Here is a 17,465-nt window from a genome sequence, read left to right as displayed (position 1 = left end):
CCGACAATGCATCCCATCGCGCTGCCGGCCGCCCCCTTCCGGGCGGGGTAGCGCTCCAGGACCAGGAGCCCGCCATGTCGAATTCGAACGCCGTCCCGTCTTCCGTTGCTCATCCCGCTGCCCGCCGCGCCCTGATCGTCATCGACGTCCAGAACGAATACGTGACGGGCAACCTGCCGATCGAGTATCCGCCGCTCGACGTGTCGCTCGCGAACATCGGCCGCGCGATCGACGCCGCGCACGCGGCAGGCGTGCCCGTGATCGTGGTCCAGCACGTCGCGCCGGCCGGCGCGCCGATCTTCGCGCCCGGCTCCGACGGCGTCGCGCTGCACGCGGTGGTCGCCGGCCGGCCGTACGCGCATCTGGTCGAGAAGACGCAGGCGAGCTCGTTCGCCGGGACCGATCTTGGCACGTGGCTCGACGCGCACGGGATCGACACGCTCGCGGTGGCCGGCTACATGACGCACAACTGCAATGCGTCGACCGTCTATCACGCCGCGCATGCGGGGCTGAAGATCGAGTACCTGAACGACGCGACGGGCGCGCTGCCTTACGAGAACGAAGCGGGCACGGCGAGCGCCGAGGAGATTCACCGCGCGTACACGGTGGTGTTCCAGTCGAATTTCGCGGCGGTGATGTCGACCGACGCGTGGATCGCGGGACTGTCTGGCGCGGCGATGCCGGCGCGCGATTCGGTGGCCGCGTCGAACCGGCGAGCCCGCGCGCAACGCGCGAAGGCGGCCTGACGCGGCAGCAGCGGGGCGGTGCGACGACCGCCGCGCGTCAGCCGCCGTCCTTCAGCATCGCGGGGCTGTAGCGCAGCATGTCGAAACAGCCGTCGACGAGCTTTTCCGCATGCTGCTCGGCGTCGATCTCGTCGGGCAGCATCAGCATGTCGCGCACGAAGCCGCTGACGAGGGTGTGCAGCATCAGCGTCGCGCGCCACGTATCGAGCCGCTCGGGCAGCAGCTTGAGCCGCACGGCCATCGCGAGATCGGCGTCGATCGCGTGCAGCGCCTCGCTCATCCCGGCGCGATTGCGCTGCAGCAGCGGCCCCATGTCCGCGACGTACTCGCACTTCATGAAGAGGATGCTGAACACGCGCCGCAGTTGCGCATCGCGCTGCACGCCGAGCACGCACCAGATCAGGATCTTGCGCACCTTCTCGAGCGGATCGCCGCCCGGTGCGTCGAGCGGCATCCGCTTCAGTTCGTCGATCGGCAGGAACACGCGGTCGAACATCGCGTCGAACAGCTCGCTTTTATTCGCGAAGTGCCAGTAGATCGCGCCGCGCGTCACGCCGGCGTGCTGGGCGATGTCCGCGAGCGACGTGTGCGACACGCCCTTCTCGAAGAACACGTGCTCGGCGGCGTCGAGAATGCGGTTGCGCGTCTCGAGCGCCTCCTCCTTGGTACGTCTGACCATGTGCAGGCCTGATTGGATCGATCGTAGGTGAATTTAGGGTCCGCAACCCCTCCCGGCCATCATTGAGACGGGCTATGCTTGCGACGGGTAACAATCTGTAAGACTGGACAGTCGGCGGAGTACAAACGGGCTTTTTACATACATCCATGAATGTATATACAATACCACCCTACGATCGAATGACCCAAGTGGCAATCAGTTAATATCCCACTCTGCTGATTCCCGCCAAAGTACCAGTCCGCAGTTCGCGGCATCCCGTCGGCATGGAGGTTTCGTGCCGACGTGCTGTATCCAGCAGTCCAGTAATTCAGGTGTTCGATCTGCGCCGCGAGGCGCATCCGTGTTGCGCTCCCGCCGGGTGCTGCACTTATTCCATTGGTTACACACAGAGGTCGCTCCATGCGCGTCGAACGGGTTCCATACCGCTTGATCACTGTCGCGGCAGCCGCGGTTTTCCTGGCTGCCTGCGGAAAAAAAGAATCGGCACCGCCGCCGCAAACACCTGAAGTCGGCGTCGTCACCGTCCAGCCGCAGGCCGTACCGGTCTTCACCGACCTGCCGGGCCGCACCAGCGCGTTCCTCGTCGCGCAAGTGCGCGCGCGGGTCGACGGCATCGTGCTGCGCCGTGAATTCACCGAAGGCAGCGACGTCAAGGCCGGTCAGCGTCTGTACAAGATCGACCCGGCGCCGTACGTCGCCGCGCTGAACAGCGCGAAGGCGACGCTCGCGAAGGCGCAGGCGAACCTCGTCACGCAGAACGCGCTGGTCGCGCGCTACAAGGTGCTGGTGGCCGCGAACGCGGTCAGCAAGCAGGACTACGACAACGCGGTGGCCACGCAGGGCCAGGCCGCGGCGGACGTCGCGGCCGGCAAGGCGGCGGTCGATACCGCGCAGATCAACCTCGGCTATACGGATGTCGTGTCGCCGATCACGGGCCGCGTCGGCATCTCGCAAGTGACGCCGGGCGCGTACGTGCAGGCGAGCCAGGCGACGCTGATGTCGACCGTGCAGCAGCTCGATCCGGTGTACGTGGACCTCACGCAGTCGAGCCTCGAAGGGCTGAAGCTGCGCCAGGACGTGCAGAGCGGGCGCCTGAAGACGAGCGGCCCGGGCGCGGCGAAGGTGTCGCTGATCCTGGAAGACGGCAAGACCTATTCGGAAGCGGGCAAGCTGCAGTTCTCGGACGTGACGGTCGACCAGACCACCGGCTCGGTGACGATCCGCGCGGTGTTTCCGAACCCGGGCCGCGTGCTGCTGCCGGGGATGTTCGTGCGCGCGCGGATCGAGGAAGGCGTGAACGAGAACGCGTTCCTGGTGCCGCAGATCGGCGTCACGCACGACCAGAAGGGGCAGGCGATCGCGCTGGTGGTGAACGCCAGCAACAAGGTCGAGCCGCGTCCGCTGAAGACGACCGGCATGCAGGGTCAGAACTGGATCGTCGAAGGCGGTCTGCAGGCGGGCGATCACGTGATCGTGCAGGGCGGCGAAAAGGTGCGCCCGGGTGCGACCGTGAAGTCGGTCCCCGCGCAGCTCGCACCGGCGGCCGATGCCGCGTCGGGTGCCGCTGCCTCCGCCGCGCCGGCTGCCGCCGGTTCCGGCACCGCTGCCGCATCCGGCGCCGCTGCATCGGGCGCCGCGCCGGCGAGTGCTGCCGCTGCTTCGAGCGCGCAATAACAGGGAGCCTGTTTCATGGCAAAGTTTTTTGTCGATCGCCCGATCTTCGCGTGGGTGATCGCCATCATCCTGATGCTGGCCGGGGTTGCGGCGATCTTCACGCTACCGATCTCGCAGTATCCGACGATCGCGCCGCCATCGATCCAGATCACCGCGAACTATCCGGGCGCTTCCGCGAAGACGGTGGAAGACACGGTGACGCAGGTGATCGAGCAGCAGATGAGCGGTCTCGACAACTTCCTGTACATGTCGTCGACAAGCGACGACTCGGGTAACGCGACGATCACGCTGACCTTCGCGCCGGGTACCAACGCCGACATCGCGCAGGTGCAGGTGCAGAACAAGCTGTCGCTCGCGACGCCGGTTCTGCCGCAGGTCGTGCAGCAGCTCGGCCTGTCGGTGACGAAGTCGAGCAGCAGCTTCCTGCTGGTGCTCGCCTTCAACTCCGAAGACGGCAGCATGAACAAGTACGACCTCGCGAACTTCGTGGCGTCGCACGTGAAGGATCCGATCAGCCGGTTGAATGGCGTCGGTACCGTCACGCTGTTCGGCTCGCAGTACGCGATGCGGATCTGGCTCGACCCGACCCGCCTGACCAACTACGGCCTCACGCCGGTCGACGTCAGCTCGGCGATCACCGCGCAGAACGTGCAGATCGCGGGCGGTCAGCTCGGCGGCACGCCGGCGAAGCCGGGCACCGTGCTGCAGGCGACGATCACCGAATCGACGCTGCTGCAGACGCCCGAGCAGTTCGGCAACATCCTGCTGAAGGTCAACCAGGACGGCTCGCAGGTGCGCCTGAAGGACGTCGCGCAGATCGGCCTCGGCGGCGAAAACTACAACTTCGACACGAAGTACAACGGTCAGCCGACCGCGGCACTCGGTATCCAGCTCGCGACCAACGCGAACGCGCTCGCGACCGCGAAGGCCGTGCGCGCGAAGATCGACGAGCTCTCGCCGTTCTTCCCGCACGGCCTCGTCGTGAAGTATCCGTACGACACGACGCCGTTCGTGAAGCTGTCGATCGAGGAAGTGGTCAAGACGCTGCTCGAAGGTATCGTGCTCGTGTTCCTCGTGATGTATCTGTTCCTGCAGAACCTGCGGGCGACGATCATCCCGACGATCGCGGTGCCGGTCGTGCTGCTCGGCACGTTCGCGATCATGTCGATGGTGGGCTTCTCGATCAACACGCTGTCGATGTTCGGCCTCGTGCTCGCGATCGGCCTGCTGGTCGACGATGCGATCGTGGTGGTGGAGAACGTCGAGCGCGTGATGGCGGAAGAAGGCTTGTCGCCGAAGGAGGCGACCCGCAAGGCGATGGGCCAGATCACCGGCGCACTGGTCGGCGTGGCGCTCGTGCTGTCGGCGGTGTTCGTGCCGGTGGCGTTCTCGGGCGGCTCGGTCGGCGCGATCTATCGTCAGTTCTCGCTGACGATCGTGTCGGCGATGGTGCTGTCGGTGCTCGTCGCGTTGATTCTGACGCCGGCACTGTGCGCGACGATCCTCAAGCCGATCCCGCAAGGGCATCACGAAGAGAAGAAGGGCTTCTTCGGCTGGTTCAACCGCACGTTCAACAACAGCCGCGACAAGTACCACGTCGGCGTGCACCACGTGATCAAGCGCTCGGGCCGCTGGCTCATCATCTATCTGGTCGTGATCGTCGCGGTCGGGCTGCTGTTCGTGCGCCTGCCGAAGTCGTTCCTGCCCGATGAAGACCAGGGCCTGATGTTCGTGATCGTGCAGACGCCGTCGGGTTCGACGCAGGAAACGACCGCGAAGACGCTCGCGAACATTTCCGACTACCTGCTGAAGGACGAGAAGGAAATCGTCGAGTCGGCGTTCACGGTCAACGGCTTCAGCTTCGCGGGCCGCGGCCAGAACTCCGGTCTCGTGTTCGTGCGCCTGAAGGATTACTCGCAGCGTCAGCACGCGAACCAGAAGGTGCAGGCGCTGATCGGCCGGATGTTCGGGCGCTACGCGGGCTACAAGGACGCGATCGTGATCCCGTTCAACCCGCCGTCGATTCCCGAACTCGGCACGGCTGCCGGCTTCGACTTCGAGCTGACGGACAACGCCGGTCTCGGCCACGATGCGCTGATGGCCGCGCGTAACCAGTTGCTCGGGATGGCTTCGAAGGATCCGACGCTGCAGGGCGTGCGCCCGAACGGCCTGAACGACACGCCGCAGTACAAGGTCGACATCGACCGCGAGAAGGCGAATGCGCTGGGCGTGACGGCGGATGCGATCGACCAGACGTTCTCGATCGCATGGGCGTCGAAGTACGTGAACAACTTCCTCGACACCGACGGCCGGATCAAGAAGGTGTACGTGCAGGCGGACGCGCCGTTCCGGATGACGCCGGAAGACATGAACGTCTGGTACGTGCGCAACGGGTCGGGCGGGATGGTGCCGTTCAGTTCGTTCGCGACCGGCCACTGGACGTACGGTTCGCCGAAGCTCGAGCGCTACAACGGCGTGTCGGCGATGGAAATCCAGGGTCAGGCCGCACCGGGCAAGTCGACCGGCCAGGCGATGGCCGCGATGGAAGGGCTCGCGAAGAAGCTGCCGGTCGGTATCGGCTATTCGTGGACCGGCCTGTCGTTCCAGGAAATCCAGTCCGGTTCGCAGGCGCCGATCCTGTACGCGATCTCGATCCTCGTCGTGTTCCTGTGTCTCGCGGCGCTGTATGAAAGCTGGTCGATCCCGTTCTCGGTGATCATGGTGGTGCCGCTCGGCGTGATCGGCGCACTGCTTGCGGCCACGATGCGCGGTCTGGAAAACGACGTGTTCTTCCAGGTCGGCCTGCTGACCACCGTGGGCTTGTCCGCGAAGAACGCGATCCTGATCGTGGAATTCGCGCGCGAGTTGCAGATGACGGAGAAGATGGGGCCGATCGAGGCCGCGCTGGAAGCGGCGCGCCTGCGGCTGCGCCCGATCCTGATGACGTCGCTCGCGTTCATTCTCGGCGTGATGCCGCTCGCGATCAGCAACGGCGCGGGTTCGGCCAGCCAGCATGCGATCGGTACGGGCGTGATCGGCGGGATGATCACGGCGACGTTCCTCGCGATCTTCATGATCCCGATGTTCTTCGTGAAGATCCGCGCGATCTTCAGCGGCGAGAAGGAAGACGTCGACGAGGCGCTGCGCCTGGCTCAGGAGCACTCGCACCACGAAGAGAAGCCGGGCAACGGCGACGAAGGCAACAAGGGACAGTGATGATGCAAAAACACGCTTTGACTGCAATCGCGGTCGCGCTCCTTGCCACGGGCTGCACGATGGCGCCGCATTACAAGCGGCCCGATGCGCCCGTCGCGCAGGCGTACCCGGCCGGCGGCGTCTACGCGACGCAGCCGGGTGCGGCCGGCGCGCGCAGCGCGAACGGCCAGGCGGCGACGGCCATCGGCTGGCGCGAATTCTTCGTCGATCCGCGCCTGCAGCGGCTGATCGAGATCGCGCTGAAGAACAACCGCGACCTGCGCGTGTCGGTGCTGAACATCGAGGCGGCGCGCGCGCAGTACCAGATCACGCGCGCGGGCCTGTTCCCGACGCTCGACGGTACGGGTACGGGCAACGTCCAGCGCGTGCCGCAGGGCTTGTCGACGACCGGTGCGCCGTATATCTCGCGTGCCTACAACGTCGGGCTGTCGGCATCGTGGGAGCTCGACCTGTTCGGCCGCGTGCAGAGCCTGAAGGACCAGGCGCTCGCGCAGTACCTGTCGACGTCGTACGCGCGGCAGGCGTCGGAGATCTCGCTGGTGTCTTCCGTGGCCGACCAGTACCTGACGCTGCTGTCGACCGACGACCTGCTGAAGGTCACGGAGAACACGCTGAAGTCCGCCCAGGCGCAGTACGACCTGACGAAGCTGCAGTTCGACAACGGCACGGGCTCGGAGCTCGAGCTGCGTCAGGCGCAGACGGTGGTCGAGACGGCGCTCGCGAACCAGCAGGCGCAGGCGCGTGCGCGTGCGCAGGCGCTGAACGCACTGGTGCTGCTGATCGGCGAACCGCTGCCGGACGACCTGCCGGCGGGCATGCCGCTGGACGCGCAGAACCTGCTGACGGACGTGCCGGCCGGGCTGCCGTCGGATCTGCTGACGCGTCGTCCGGACGTGATGCAGGCCGAGCAGACGCTGCTGGCCGCGAACGCGAACATCGGCGCGGCACGTGCGGCGTTCTTCCCGCGCATCTCGCTGACGGGCGCATTCGGCACCGGCAGCCCGACGCTCGGCGGCCTGTTCAAGGCCGGCACGGCGGCGTGGTCGTTCGCGCCGCAGATCACGATGCCGATCTTCGAAGGCGGGCAGAACATCGCGAACCTGAACCTGGCGAACGTGCAGAAGCGCATCGAGATCGCGAACTACGAGAAGGCGATCCAGTCGGCGTTCCGCGAAGTGGCGGATGGTCTCGCCGCACGCGGCACGTACGACCAGCAGATCGCGGCGCTGGAGCGCAACGAGCATGCGCAGCAGCGTCGTTTCGACCTGTCGGACCTGCGTTACAAGAACGGCGTCGACAGCTACCTGTCGGTGCTGACCGCGCAGACGGACCTGTACTCGGCCCAGCAGACGCTGATCAGCGCACGTCTGGCGCGCTGGACGAACCTGGTCGACCTGTACCGCGCGTTGGGCGGCGGGTGGATCCAGCGGGCCGGCGAAACGCCGCGCGCGCCGGATGCGCCGGTCGACTACGACAAGGCGGCTGCTCCGGTCGCTGCGTCGGCGGCCGCGACGAACGGGTAAGTGCAACGAAGGGCAGGGGCGGCCAGCCGCGCCTGTCCCTGGAACCGGCTGTATGCGGAAACGAGAACGCCACGGGCCACAATCCGTGGCGTTTTCTTTTTTGTGTCCGCGCCGACGTGCCGGCAATCGCATCGGCGTTCCGTCCACCCGTCCGGCGTCGTTCAACACGCGCAGGTACACTCGCTGCATGAAAACGACCCGGATCATCCTGCTCAACGGCGCGGGCAGTTCAGGCAAGACGTCGCTCGCGCATGCGCTCCAGGCGCTGCTGGCCAGCCCGTACCTGCACGTCCGGATGGATGCGTTTCTCGACATGCTGCCCGCGCGCTACCTGAACGACGCGGCCGGATTCACGTTTTCGTCGTTCGTCGAGGACGGCAGGAACGTGGTGTCGATCAGCAGCGGGCCGGTTGCCCGGCGAGCGATGCAGGGGATGCGCCACGCGATCGTCGCGCTGGCGGAGCAGGGCAACAACCTGATCGTCGACGAGGTGCTGCTGGGCGACGAGAAGGCCGAGTACGCCCGTATGCTGGCGCCGTTTACGGTCAGCCTGGTCGGCGTCCACTGTCCGCTGGAGGTGCTCGAGGAACGGGAGCGGCGACGGGGCGATCGTCTCGCGGGGCTCGCGCGCTGGCAGTACGACAGGGTGCATGCGGGCATGACCTACGATGTGAGCGTCGATACCAGCACGGCCACGCCGGAGGCCTGCGCGCGAAACATCATGCTGGCGCTGGCGCTGGCGTTGCACGGAGGCTGACACGCGGCGCCTCGCGGGGGCGCGTACGTGGCGTCCACGGCGCCACGGCCGCGTGGGCCCAGCCGGGAACAAGCAAAACGCCACGGCATGCCGTGGCGTCTTGCGTTATCGCGTCGCGCCATCGTCCGGCGCGGGGCGATCAGTGGTGCACGTCGGCGGGACGTCCGTCGAAGTCGTGTCCGGCGCGGCGGATCTCGCAGCGCGCATCCTTCTCGCCTTTCACGCCGTTGAACACGATGTTCAGGATCACGGCCGATGCCGACGCCAGCAGGATGCCGCTGTGCAGGATCGGCGCGAGCGCGGGCGGCAGCTTCGAGAAGAAGTGCGGCGACACGACCGGCACGAGGCCCATGCCGACGCTCACGGCGACGATGAACAGGTTGTGCGCGTTGTTCACGAAGTCGACCTTGGACAGTACCTTGATGCCGTTCGCGGCCACCATCCCGAACATCACGATGCCCGCGCCGCCGAGCACGAACGGCGGCACCGACGCGACGACCTGCGCCATCTTCGGGAACAGGCCGAGCAGCACGAGGATCACGCCGCCCGTCGCACACACGAACCGGCTCTTCACGCCCGTCACGCCGATCAGGCCGACGTTCTGCGAGAACGACGTATGCGGGAACGAGTTGAAGATGCCGCCGATCAGCGTACCGAGGCCGTCGACGCGCAGGCCGCGCACCAGGCGCTCCTGGTTGACCGGGCGGTCGACCATGTCGCCGACCGCGAGGAACATGCCGGTCGATTCGATGAACGTGACGAACATCACCGTGACCATCGTCACGATCGACAGCGGGTCGAAGTGCGGCAGGCCGAAGTGGAACGGCATCACGAAGCCGACCCACGGCGCGTGTGCGACGCCGTCGGTATTCACGCGGCCGATCGCGAACGCGATCGCGAAGCCGGCGACGATGCCGAGCAGCACCGAGATGTTCGCGACGAAGCCGCGGCCGTACTTGTTGATCAGCAGGATCAGCGTCAACACGAGCAGCGACAGGCCGAGATAGACCGGGCTGCCGTACTCCGGGTTGCCGACGCCGCCGGCCGCCCAGTTGATGCCGACTTCCATCAGCGACAGCCCGATCACCGCGATCACGGTGCCGACGACCACCGGCGGGAAGAACCGCAACAGCTTGCCGATCATCGGCGCGAGCACGATGCCGATGATGCCGGCCGCGATCGTCGAACCGAAGATGTCGAGAATGCCGAGGCCGGGGTTCGTGCCGATCGCGATCATCGGGCCGACCGCCGCGAACGTGCAGCCCATGATGACGGGCAGGCGGATCCCGAAGATCCACAGGCCCAGCGTCTGGATCAGCGTGGCGATACCGCACGAAAACAGGTCGGCGCTGATCAGGAACGCGATCTGGTCTTTCGGCAGCTTGAGTGCGGCGCCAACGATAAGCGGCACGGCAACGGCGCCGGCGTACATGACGAGGACGTGCTGCAGGCCAAGCGTTACCAGCTTGCCGGTCGGCAGCACCTCATCGCACGGATGGACCGTGTTCGATTGCATCTGTCTCACTCCATGATCTTGTTTTCGGGGTGATACGAAGTTATGCGGAATGAATCCACGCAACAAGAGCGCTGGGTACTATTCCGTTCTTTGCTGGTTCGATATGCCGTTTCGGCATGGAGCAGGGTGTCGATCATCGGGAAACTGCCGCAGGAGTGAGGTTCCCCGGTTTTATAGCCCTTCAAAATAGCGCTGACCCCCGTGCCAAATATGGGCTGCTTTATGGTCTGTATCGGGCGGGCCGCATAGTGGCAAAAAGGACCGATGCAAATTCGTGCCGGGTTAACCCGCTAACGCCCGCTTTTGCGTGCGGGTTGCGGCCCGGTGAAACCGGTCGGCCGGCCGCATGTCCGGCGCGCCGGCGTGGCGGCAAAAGCCGGGGCGCATATCGCGATCCCGTTATCATCGACATCCGTTCATTCGAATTCGCCTACCCGTCATGCGCCTGCTCGGAATCGACCTCGGCACCGGCTCCATCAAACTCGTCACGCTCGATGCAGATGGCGTCGAGCGGGCAGTCGCGAGCGAACCTTATGCGCTGTCGTCGCCGCAGCCCGGCTGGGCCGAGATCGCGCCCGATACGTGGTGGCAGGCGCTCGTGCGCGCGGCCGCGCGGCTGCCGGCCGGCGAGCGCGCGCAGGTCGCGGCGATCGGCTTCTCGGGCCAGATGCACGGCGTCGTGCTGATCGATGCGGCCGGACAACCGGTGCGGCCCGCGCTGCTGTGGCCCGACACGCGCGCGGCGCGCGAAGCGGACGCGGCCGGCTGGCCCGCCGCCGGAGTGCCCGTCGCCGGAGTGCCCGTCGCCCCGAACCCCGTCGCGCCCGGCATGGCCGGCCCGCTGCTGCGCTGGCTGGCCGCGCACGAACCCGATGCGCTGCGCGCCGCACGCCGCGCCGTGCAGCCGAAGGACTGGCTGCGCATCGCGCTGGGCGGCGACGTCGCGGCCGACCCGAGCGACGCGTGCGCGACCGCGCTCGCGACGCCCGATGGCGCGTGGGATCGGGCATTGATCGAGGCGCTCGGCTTGCCGGCCGACTGCCTCGCGCCGGTGCGCGCGTCGACCGCGCGCGGCGGCACGCTCGGCGCGCAGGCCGCCGCGGCGCTCGGCCTGCCCGCCGGCGTGCCGCTGGCGACGGGCGCGGCCGACACGGCGTGCGCGGCGCTCGGCAGCGGATTGGTTGCCGCGGGCGACGCGCTGCTGACGACCGGCAGCGGCGGCCAGATCGTCGTGCTCGCGGATACGCTGCCGCCCGCGCGGCGCGGGCTGCACCGCTATCGCACCGCGGCCGGCGGCGGCTACTACACGATGGCCGCGATGCAGAACGTCGGGCTCGCTCTCGAAGCCGTTCGCGGCTGGCTGGGTTATGCGGGATGGGCCGACGCGTATGACGATGCGTTCGCGCGGCCGGCGTCCGAACGGCTGTGCTTCCTGCCGTACCTGACGGGCGAGCGTTCGCCGTGGATGAACCCCGACGCGCGCGGCGGCTGGCTCGGCCTCGGGCTCGGCGACACGCGCGGCGCGATGATGCGCGCGGCGTTCGAAGGCGTCGCGTTCGCGTTGCGTGCGGGGCTCGATGCGATCCGCGATGCCGACCGCCGCGACCCGGTGACGACGCTGCGTCTCGCGGGCGGCGGCTCGGTCGATTCGCGCTGGCGCCAGCTGCTCGCCGACGCGCTCGGCGCGTCGCTGCACGCGATCGACTGCCCGAATGCCGCGACGCGCGGTGCGGCGCTGCTCGCGGGCGTCGCGATCGGGCATTGGCGGGAAGACGCGTTGCGCGCGCTGGCGCCCGCCGCGTCGCCCGTCGCCGTGCCGCGCGAGGACCGCTCGCTGGCCGCGCGCCACGCGCGCTTCATCGATCTGTATGCGCGCACGGATGCATGGTTCACGACGGGCGTTTAAACTCGAACACTTGTTCTTTTGCGTCAGCCATGACGCATCGTGGCAAGCCGACGACCGTTTCCCGCACGCGGTGCGTGCCGGGAGCGGCGATCATGGCGAGCACGGGATTCCGTTGCGGTGCCGCGCACGATGCCGCGCGGCACGGCTTCGACAGCTTTGCATGGAACCCGGCGGGCGCCGCAGCGCGCACCCGGGCCGACCTCACAGACAGACAGGAGTGACACGATGAAAACGAAAGCCGCGATTGCATGGAAGGCGGGTGCGCCGCTGACGATCGAGGAAGTCGATCTCGAAGGGCCGCGCGCCGGCGAAGTGCTGATCGAGGTGAAGGCCACCGGCATTTGCCACACCGACTACTACACGCTGTCGGGCGCCGATCCGGAAGGGATCTTCCCGGCGATCCTCGGCCATGAAGGCGCGGGCGTGGTGGTCGACGTCGGCCCCGGCGTCGGCACCGTGCGCAAGGGCGATCACGTGATTCCGCTCTATACGCCCGAATGCCGCGAGTGCAAGTTCTGCCTGTCGCGCAAGACCAACCTGTGCCAGAAGATCCGCGCGACGCAGGGCAAGGGCCTGATGCCCGACGCGACGTCGCGTTTCTCGCTCGACGGCAAGCCGCTGTTCCACTACATGGGGACGTCGACGTTCTCGAACTACATCGTCGTGCCGGAAATCGCGGTGGCGAAGGTGCGCGAGGACGCGCCGTTCGACAAGATCTGCTACATCGGCTGCGGCGTGACGACGGGCGTCGGCGCGGTCGTGTACTCGGCGAAGGTCGAGGCGGGGGCGAACGTCGTCGTGTTCGGTCTCGGCGGGATCGGCCTGAACGTGATCCAGGGCGCGAAGATGGTCGGCGCGGACAAGATCATCGGCGTCGACATCAACCCGAAGCGCGTGGAGCTCGCGAAGAAGTTCGGGATGACGCACTTCATCAACCCGAACGAAGTCGAGAACGTCGTCGACCACATCGTGCAGTTGACCGACGGCGGCGCCGACTACTCGTTCGAATGCGTGGGCAACGTGAAGCTGATGCGCCAGGCGCTCGAGTGCACGCACAAGGGCTGGGGCCAGTCGTTCATCATCGGCGTGGCCGCGGCGGGCGAGGAAATCAGCACGCGTCCGTTCCAGCTGGTGACGGGCCGCGAGTGGAAGGGCTCGGCGTTCGGCGGCGCGCGCGGCCGCACCGACGTGCCGAAGATCGTCGACTGGTACATGGAAGGCAAGATCAACATCGACGACCTGATCACGCATACGCTGCCGCTCGAGCGGATCAACGAAGGTTTCGACCTGATGAAGGCCGGCGAGTCGATCCGTTCGGTCGTGCTGTACTGAGCGGGAGCGCACCGTCATGCTCGAACTCGTTTCCTCGCATGCGTGCCACGGCGGCGAGCAGCGCTTCTACCGTCACGATTCGGCGGCCATCGGCCTGCCGATGAAGTTCTCGGTGTACCTGCCGCCGCAGGCGGCGCACGGCCGCGTGCCGGCGCTGTTCTACCTCGCGGGCCTCACGTGTACCGACGAGACGTTCGCGATCAAGGGCGGCGCGCAGCAGTACGCGGCGCAGCACGGCATCGCGCTCGTGATGCCCGATACGAGCCCGCGCGGCGCGGGCGTGCCGGGCGAGACCGATGCGTGGGATTTCGGCGTCGGCGCGGGCTTCTACGTCGATGCGACCGAGGCGCCGTGGTCCGCGCATTACCGGATGGAGTCGTACGTGACGGGCGAGCTGCGCGCGCTCGTCGCGGCCGAGCTGCCGATCGACGGCGCGCGGCTCGGGATCTTCGGCCACTCGATGGGCGGGCACGGCGCGCTGACGCTCGCATTGCGCCATCCGGGCCTGTACCGGTCGGTGTCGGCGTTCGCGCCGATCGCCGCGCCGACGCGCTGCCCGTGGGGCGAAAAGGCGTTCTCGGGCTACCTCGGCGACGATCGCGACGCCTGGAAGGCGCATGATGCGAGCGAGCTTGTCGCGCGCGCCGATGCGCCTAAGTTCGCGGAAGGCATCCTCGTCGACCAGGGGCTGGCCGATCAATTCCTCGCGAACCAGCTGAATCCCGACGTGTTCGAGGCCGCCTGCGCGAAGGCCGGCCAGCCGCTGACGCTGCGTCGTCATCCGGGCTACGACCACGGCTACTACTTCATCTCGACGTTCATCGCCGATCACATTGCGCATCATGCGCGTGTGCTGGTTGGGTGAGCGGAGAGGGAAGCCGGTCGCGCACGGGGCGCGCCGCACGAATTCGCGGGCAATAAAAAACGCCGGCGCTGCCTTCGGGCACGCCGGCGTTTTGACTTCGCGTCGGGCGGCGGTCAGTTGCGCCGCAACAGGCTCGCGCCGTACACGAGCGCCGACAGCGCGGTGATCCAGAAGCTCGTCGGCCAGTCGGTGTGATACGCGAGCACGATGCCGGCCCACGCCTCGAACAGTGCGAACAGCGCGGCGAGCAGCACGCCCGTCGACAAGCGCGTCGACACGTTCTGCGCGGCCGCGGCCGGCCCGACCAGCAGCGTGAACACGAGCAGCACGCCGACGATCTGCGTCGCCGCGGCCACCGCGAGCGCGCACACCGCGAGGAACAGCATCGACACCGTGCGCAGCGACACGCCCTTCGCTTCGGCCAGCTCGGGCTGCAGCGACGCGAACAGCAGCGGGCGCGCGATCAGCGCGAGCGCGGCGAGGCTCACCGCGCCGATGCCCGCGAGCACCGCGAGCGTGTCGTGGCTGACCGCGAGCACGTTGCCGAACAGCAGCGCGGTGACCTGCGTCGCGAACGACGTATAGAAATGCAGGAACAGCAGGCCGAAGCCGAGCGCGCCCGACAGGATCACGCCGATCGCGACGTCGCGGCCCGCGAGCTTTTCGCCGAGCGCGCCCATCCCGATCCCGGCCGCGAGCGTGAAGCCGACCATTCCCCAGATCGGCGAGATGCCGAGCAGCACCGCGCCGGTCGCGCCGGTGAAGCCGACGTGCGACAGCGCGTGGCCGGCGAAGGTCTGCCCGCGCAGCACCAGGAAGTAGCCGACGATGCCCGCGAGCACCGCGACGATCCCCGACGCCGCGAAGGCGTTGATCATGAAGTCGTAGTCAAACATCGTGCGAATGCCCGGGATGGGCGTGTCCGTGGTGGTGATGGCCGTGGCCGCCGCCGTGCGAGTGGCCGTCGTCGTCCTCGTGTTCGTGGTCGTGCTTCTCGATCTCGACGTCGCCCGACATCACGAAGATCTTGCCGTTCACGCGCATCACGTCGATCGGCGACCCGTAGAGCCGCGACAGCACGGGCTTCGTGATCACCTCGTCGACGGTGCCGAGCGCCGCGACGCCGTTGCCGAGATACAGCACGCGATCGAGCGCGTTCAGCAGCGGATTCAGTTCGTGCGCGGAGAACAGCACGGTGATGCCGAGCTCGCGCTGCACGGTGCGCACGAGCTCGACGACGCCGCGCTGGTGGTTCGGGTCGAGGCTGATCAGCGGCTCGTCGAGCAGCAGCAGCTTCGGATTGCCGAGCAGGCATTGCGCGAGCAGCAGGCGCTGCCGTTCGCCGCCCGACAGCTCGGACAGCGGCCGGCGCGCGAGCGTAGGGCCGCCGACGAGATCGAGCACGCGGTCGACGTCGTGGCGCGTGGCCGCGTTCGTGTGCGGCAGCCCCCAGCGGTGGCCGTCGGCGGCCATCGCGACGAAGTCGTAGCCGCGCATCCGGCGGTTCGCGAGGCCGCTCCTGATCTGCGGCATGTAGCCGATCGACGGGTTGCCGCGCACGACCGGCACGCCGCCGACGGACAGCGTGCCGGCCGACACGGGCACGAGCCCGAGCACCGCGCGCATCAGCGTCGTCTTGCCCGCGCCGTTCGGCCCGAGCACGCCGACGAATTCGCCGGGCTCGATCGAGAAGCTGACGTCGCGCAGGATCGTGCGTCCGCCCAGTTCGAGCGTGACGCGATCGACGGCGAGTGCATGGGGAGTGGCGGTCATGTCGTTACGGTCGTTTATGGCTTGCCGGCGGAAAGCGCGGCGCCGAGCGCGTCGAGCTGGCCGGCCATCCATTGCTGGAAGGTCTTGCCGGCCGGCTGCGTCTCGGTGACGCTGACGGTCGGCACGCCGCCGTCGCGCGCGATCTTCAGCATGCGTTTGGTCATCGGTTCTTCGGCCTGGCTGTTGTAGATCAGCACGCGCACCTGCTTCTTGCGCAGGTCGTTCTCGAACGCGGCGACGTCCTGCGCGCTGGCCTCGGTGTCGTTCATCGTCGCGAGCTGGAACCGCTGGTTGCGCATGTCGAGACCGATCGCGTCGGACATGTAGCCGAATACCGGCTCGGTGGCCGTCACGGGCACGCCCTTGTACTTCGCGCGCAGCGCGGCGACCTGGTCGTCGACGGGCTTCAGCGACGCGACGAACTTCTGCAGGTTCGCATCGTATTCGGCCTTGTGCGCCGGATCGGCACTGCCGAGCTCGGCGGCGATCGCGCGCGCGGCGGCGGGCATCGTCGCCGGGTCGTACCACAGGTGCGGGTTGTCGCCGGCCTTCTTGCCGACGAGGTCGGCGACGACGATCGTCGCGCGCTTCGCCTGTTTCGACGCACCGAGCAGCTTGGCCATCCACGGGTCGTAGTCGGCGCCGTTGTAGATCACGACCTGCGCGTGCTGCAGCGCGCGAGCCGTCTTCGGGCTCGCTTCGAACAGGTGCGGATCCTGGTCGGGATTGCTGAGGATGCTCGTGACCGCGACGCGGCTGCCGCCGATCTGCGTCGCGACGTCGCCGTAGAAATTCTCGGCGGCGACGACGTTGACGGTCGCGGCCTGCGCGAACGCGGGCGCCGCGAGCGACAGCGCGGCGAGCGTGGCGAACGCGGCGGCGACGCGGCGAACAGGCGACAGGGCACGCCGCGGCGTGCGGCGCTTCAGGGCAATGGACATGGAACTCCTCGTTGGAAGGGCGGCGCATGCGCCGCGCGATTCGGCGTCAGCGCTGCGCGGGCTTGCGCTTGCAGTGTCCGCACAGGCCGCTCAGCTCGACGACCTGGTGGTGAACTTCGAAACCGTGCGCGGGTTCGCTCGCGGACAATTGCTTCGCGAGGTCGCCGCCGGGAATCTCGACGGTGTCGCCGCACGAATCGCAGATCAGGAACTGGCCTTCGTGCGGCACGCCGATCTCGCAGCATGCGAAGAACGCGTTCTTCGATTCGATCCGGTGGATGAAGCCGTGCTCGACGAGGAAATCCAGCGCGCGATAGACGGTCGTCGGCGGCACGCGGCCGCGTTGCGGTTCGAGTTCGGCGAGCAGGTCGTACGCGCCGATCGGGCGCTGCGCGGCCAGCACGCGCTCGTAGACCTGGCGGCGCAGCGGCGTCCACGCGAGCCCGTGCTCGGCGGCGAATGCGTCGGCCCGGGACAGCCGGGCGTCAATGGACGATGAGGTAGCCATGGCGTAAAGCAGGGCGGTGAAACACAGTA

The 17,465-nt window shown here is 67.6% G+C and carries 14 protein-coding genes; 8 read left to right on the top strand and 6 right to left on the bottom strand.

The annotated features are described in order from the left end of the window. Positions 1 to 74: 74 nt before the first annotated feature. The gene (locus tag WJ12_RS13105; protein ID WP_069245698.1) at positions 75 to 746 is read left to right on the top strand and encodes a cysteine hydrolase family protein; all 672 of its coding nucleotides are present in this window, start codon (positions 75 to 77) and stop codon (positions 744 to 746) included. A 37-nt stretch (positions 747 to 783) separates the two neighbouring features. Here the strand turns inward: WJ12_RS13105 and WJ12_RS13100 are convergent, their stop codons facing one another. Further along, positions 784 to 1,425 (bottom strand): TetR family transcriptional regulator, encoded by a 642-nt coding sequence (locus tag WJ12_RS13100; RefSeq protein WP_034189098.1) that lies wholly within the window; start codon positions 1,423 to 1,425, stop codon positions 784 to 786. A 399-nt stretch (positions 1,426 to 1,824) separates the two neighbouring features. Here WJ12_RS13100 and WJ12_RS13095 point away from each other — a divergent pair, with 399 nt between their 5' ends. From WJ12_RS13095 to WJ12_RS13080, 4 genes are all read left to right on the top strand, one after another. Next, positions 1,825 to 3,099 (top strand): efflux RND transporter periplasmic adaptor subunit, encoded by a 1,275-nt coding sequence (locus WJ12_RS13095; RefSeq protein WP_069245697.1) that lies wholly within the window; start codon positions 1,825 to 1,827, stop codon positions 3,097 to 3,099. Positions 3,100 to 3,114: 15 nt separating this feature from the next. Further along, positions 3,115 to 6,315, top strand: coding sequence for an efflux RND transporter permease BpeB (gene bpeB, locus WJ12_RS13090; RefSeq protein WP_069245696.1), 3,201 nt, complete (start codon positions 3,115 to 3,117; stop codon positions 6,313 to 6,315). Then, positions 6,315 to 7,838, top strand: coding sequence for an efflux transporter outer membrane subunit (locus WJ12_RS13085; RefSeq protein ID WP_069245695.1), 1,524 nt, complete (start codon positions 6,315 to 6,317; stop codon positions 7,836 to 7,838). Before bpeB ends, WJ12_RS13085 begins: the two co-directional genes overlap by 1 nt. A gap of 187 nt (positions 7,839 to 8,025) precedes the next feature. After that, positions 8,026 to 8,595 carry a chloramphenicol phosphotransferase CPT family protein gene (locus WJ12_RS13080; protein ID WP_069245694.1) on the top strand — a complete coding sequence of 190 codons (570 nt, stop codon included), beginning with the start codon at positions 8,026 to 8,028 and terminating at the stop codon, positions 8,593 to 8,595. A 139-nt stretch (positions 8,596 to 8,734) separates the two neighbouring features. Here WJ12_RS13080 and WJ12_RS13075 read toward each other — a convergent pair whose 3' ends face one another. Then, positions 8,735 to 10,111: a nucleobase:cation symporter-2 family protein gene (locus WJ12_RS13075; protein WP_034190516.1), complete on the bottom strand. Its 1,377-nt coding sequence runs from the start codon at positions 10,109 to 10,111 to the stop codon at positions 8,735 to 8,737. Between the two features lie 439 nt (positions 10,112 to 10,550). Here WJ12_RS13075 and WJ12_RS13070 point away from each other — a divergent pair, with 439 nt between their 5' ends. The 3 genes from WJ12_RS13070 to fghA all read left to right on the top strand — a co-directional run bounded on the left by WJ12_RS13070 (position 10,551) and on the right by fghA (position 14,214). After that, positions 10,551 to 12,017, top strand: a complete 1,467-nt coding sequence (locus tag WJ12_RS13070) for a xylulokinase (protein WP_059560222.1) — start codon at positions 10,551 to 10,553, stop codon at positions 12,015 to 12,017. Between the two features lie 225 nt (positions 12,018 to 12,242). Next, on the top strand, positions 12,243 to 13,349 hold the full coding sequence (locus WJ12_RS13065) for an S-(hydroxymethyl)glutathione dehydrogenase/class III alcohol dehydrogenase (RefSeq protein ID WP_006483756.1): 1,107 nt from the start codon (positions 12,243 to 12,245) through the stop codon (positions 13,347 to 13,349). Positions 13,350 to 13,365: 16 nt separating this feature from the next. Further along, complete coding sequence (gene fghA / locus WJ12_RS13060; protein ID WP_034190518.1) at positions 13,366 to 14,214, top strand: S-formylglutathione hydrolase; 849 nt, start codon at positions 13,366 to 13,368, stop codon at positions 14,212 to 14,214. Between the two features lie 113 nt (positions 14,215 to 14,327). On the opposite strand, the gene WJ12_RS13055 is transcribed toward fghA, so the two are convergent. From WJ12_RS13055 to WJ12_RS13040, 4 genes are read right to left on the bottom strand one after another with little or no spacing between them, the layout of a single operon-like run. Continuing rightward, positions 14,328 to 15,110, bottom strand: coding sequence for a metal ABC transporter permease (locus WJ12_RS13055; protein ID WP_034190519.1), 783 nt, complete (start codon positions 15,108 to 15,110; stop codon positions 14,328 to 14,330). After that, on the bottom strand, positions 15,103 to 15,987 hold the full coding sequence (locus tag WJ12_RS13050) for an ABC transporter ATP-binding protein (RefSeq protein WP_059560224.1): 885 nt from the start codon (positions 15,985 to 15,987) through the stop codon (positions 15,103 to 15,105). The genes WJ12_RS13055 and WJ12_RS13050 overlap by 8 nt, the downstream gene beginning before the upstream one ends. A 14-nt stretch (positions 15,988 to 16,001) precedes the next feature. Further along, the gene (locus WJ12_RS13045) at positions 16,002 to 16,928 is read right to left on the bottom strand and encodes a metal ABC transporter solute-binding protein (RefSeq protein ID WP_059560227.1); all 927 of its coding nucleotides are present in this window, start codon (positions 16,926 to 16,928) and stop codon (positions 16,002 to 16,004) included. A 46-nt stretch (positions 16,929 to 16,974) separates the two neighbouring features. Further along, the gene (locus WJ12_RS13040) at positions 16,975 to 17,436 is read right to left on the bottom strand and encodes a Fur family transcriptional regulator (RefSeq protein WP_011546084.1); all 462 of its coding nucleotides are present in this window, start codon (positions 17,434 to 17,436) and stop codon (positions 16,975 to 16,977) included. Between the last annotated feature and the right edge of the window lie 29 nt (positions 17,437 to 17,465).

It is taken from the genome of Burkholderia seminalis, from assembly GCF_001718535.1.
GTDB lineage: Bacteria > Pseudomonadota > Gammaproteobacteria > Burkholderiales > Burkholderiaceae > Burkholderia > Burkholderia seminalis.
This window is presented reverse-complemented; position numbering and strand designations above follow the sequence as displayed.

Coding starts and splice junctions, on each gene's coding strand:
- WJ12_RS13095 (WP_069245697.1), top strand. CDS start 1,825: ATGCGCGTCGAACGGGTTCCATACCGCTTGATCACTGTCGCGGCAGCC.
- WJ12_RS13085 (WP_069245695.1), top strand. CDS start 6,315: ATGATGCAAAAACACGCTTTGACTGCAATCGCGGTCGCGCTCCTTGCC.
- WJ12_RS13045 (WP_059560227.1), bottom strand. CDS start 16,928: ATGTCCATTGCCCTGAAGCGCCGCACGCCGCGGCGTGCCCTGTCGCCT.
- WJ12_RS13105 (WP_069245698.1), top strand. CDS start 75: ATGTCGAATTCGAACGCCGTCCCGTCTTCCGTTGCTCATCCCGCTGCC.
- WJ12_RS13070 (WP_059560222.1), top strand. CDS start 10,551: ATGCGCCTGCTCGGAATCGACCTCGGCACCGGCTCCATCAAACTCGTC.
- WJ12_RS13050 (WP_059560224.1), bottom strand. CDS start 15,987: ATGACCGCCACTCCCCATGCACTCGCCGTCGATCGCGTCACGCTCGAA.
- WJ12_RS13075 (WP_034190516.1), bottom strand. CDS start 10,111: ATGCAATCGAACACGGTCCATCCGTGCGATGAGGTGCTGCCGACCGGC.
- WJ12_RS13055 (WP_034190519.1), bottom strand. CDS start 15,110: ATGTTTGACTACGACTTCATGATCAACGCCTTCGCGGCGTCGGGGATC.
- WJ12_RS13080 (WP_069245694.1), top strand. CDS start 8,026: ATGAAAACGACCCGGATCATCCTGCTCAACGGCGCGGGCAGTTCAGGC.
- WJ12_RS13040 (WP_011546084.1), bottom strand. CDS start 17,436: ATGGCTACCTCATCGTCCATTGACGCCCGGCTGTCCCGGGCCGACGCA.
- WJ12_RS13065 (WP_006483756.1), top strand. CDS start 12,243: ATGAAAACGAAAGCCGCGATTGCATGGAAGGCGGGTGCGCCGCTGACG.
- bpeB (WP_069245696.1), top strand. CDS start 3,115: ATGGCAAAGTTTTTTGTCGATCGCCCGATCTTCGCGTGGGTGATCGCC.
- fghA (WP_034190518.1), top strand. CDS start 13,366: ATGCTCGAACTCGTTTCCTCGCATGCGTGCCACGGCGGCGAGCAGCGC.
- WJ12_RS13100 (WP_034189098.1), bottom strand. CDS start 1,425: ATGGTCAGACGTACCAAGGAGGAGGCGCTCGAGACGCGCAACCGCATT.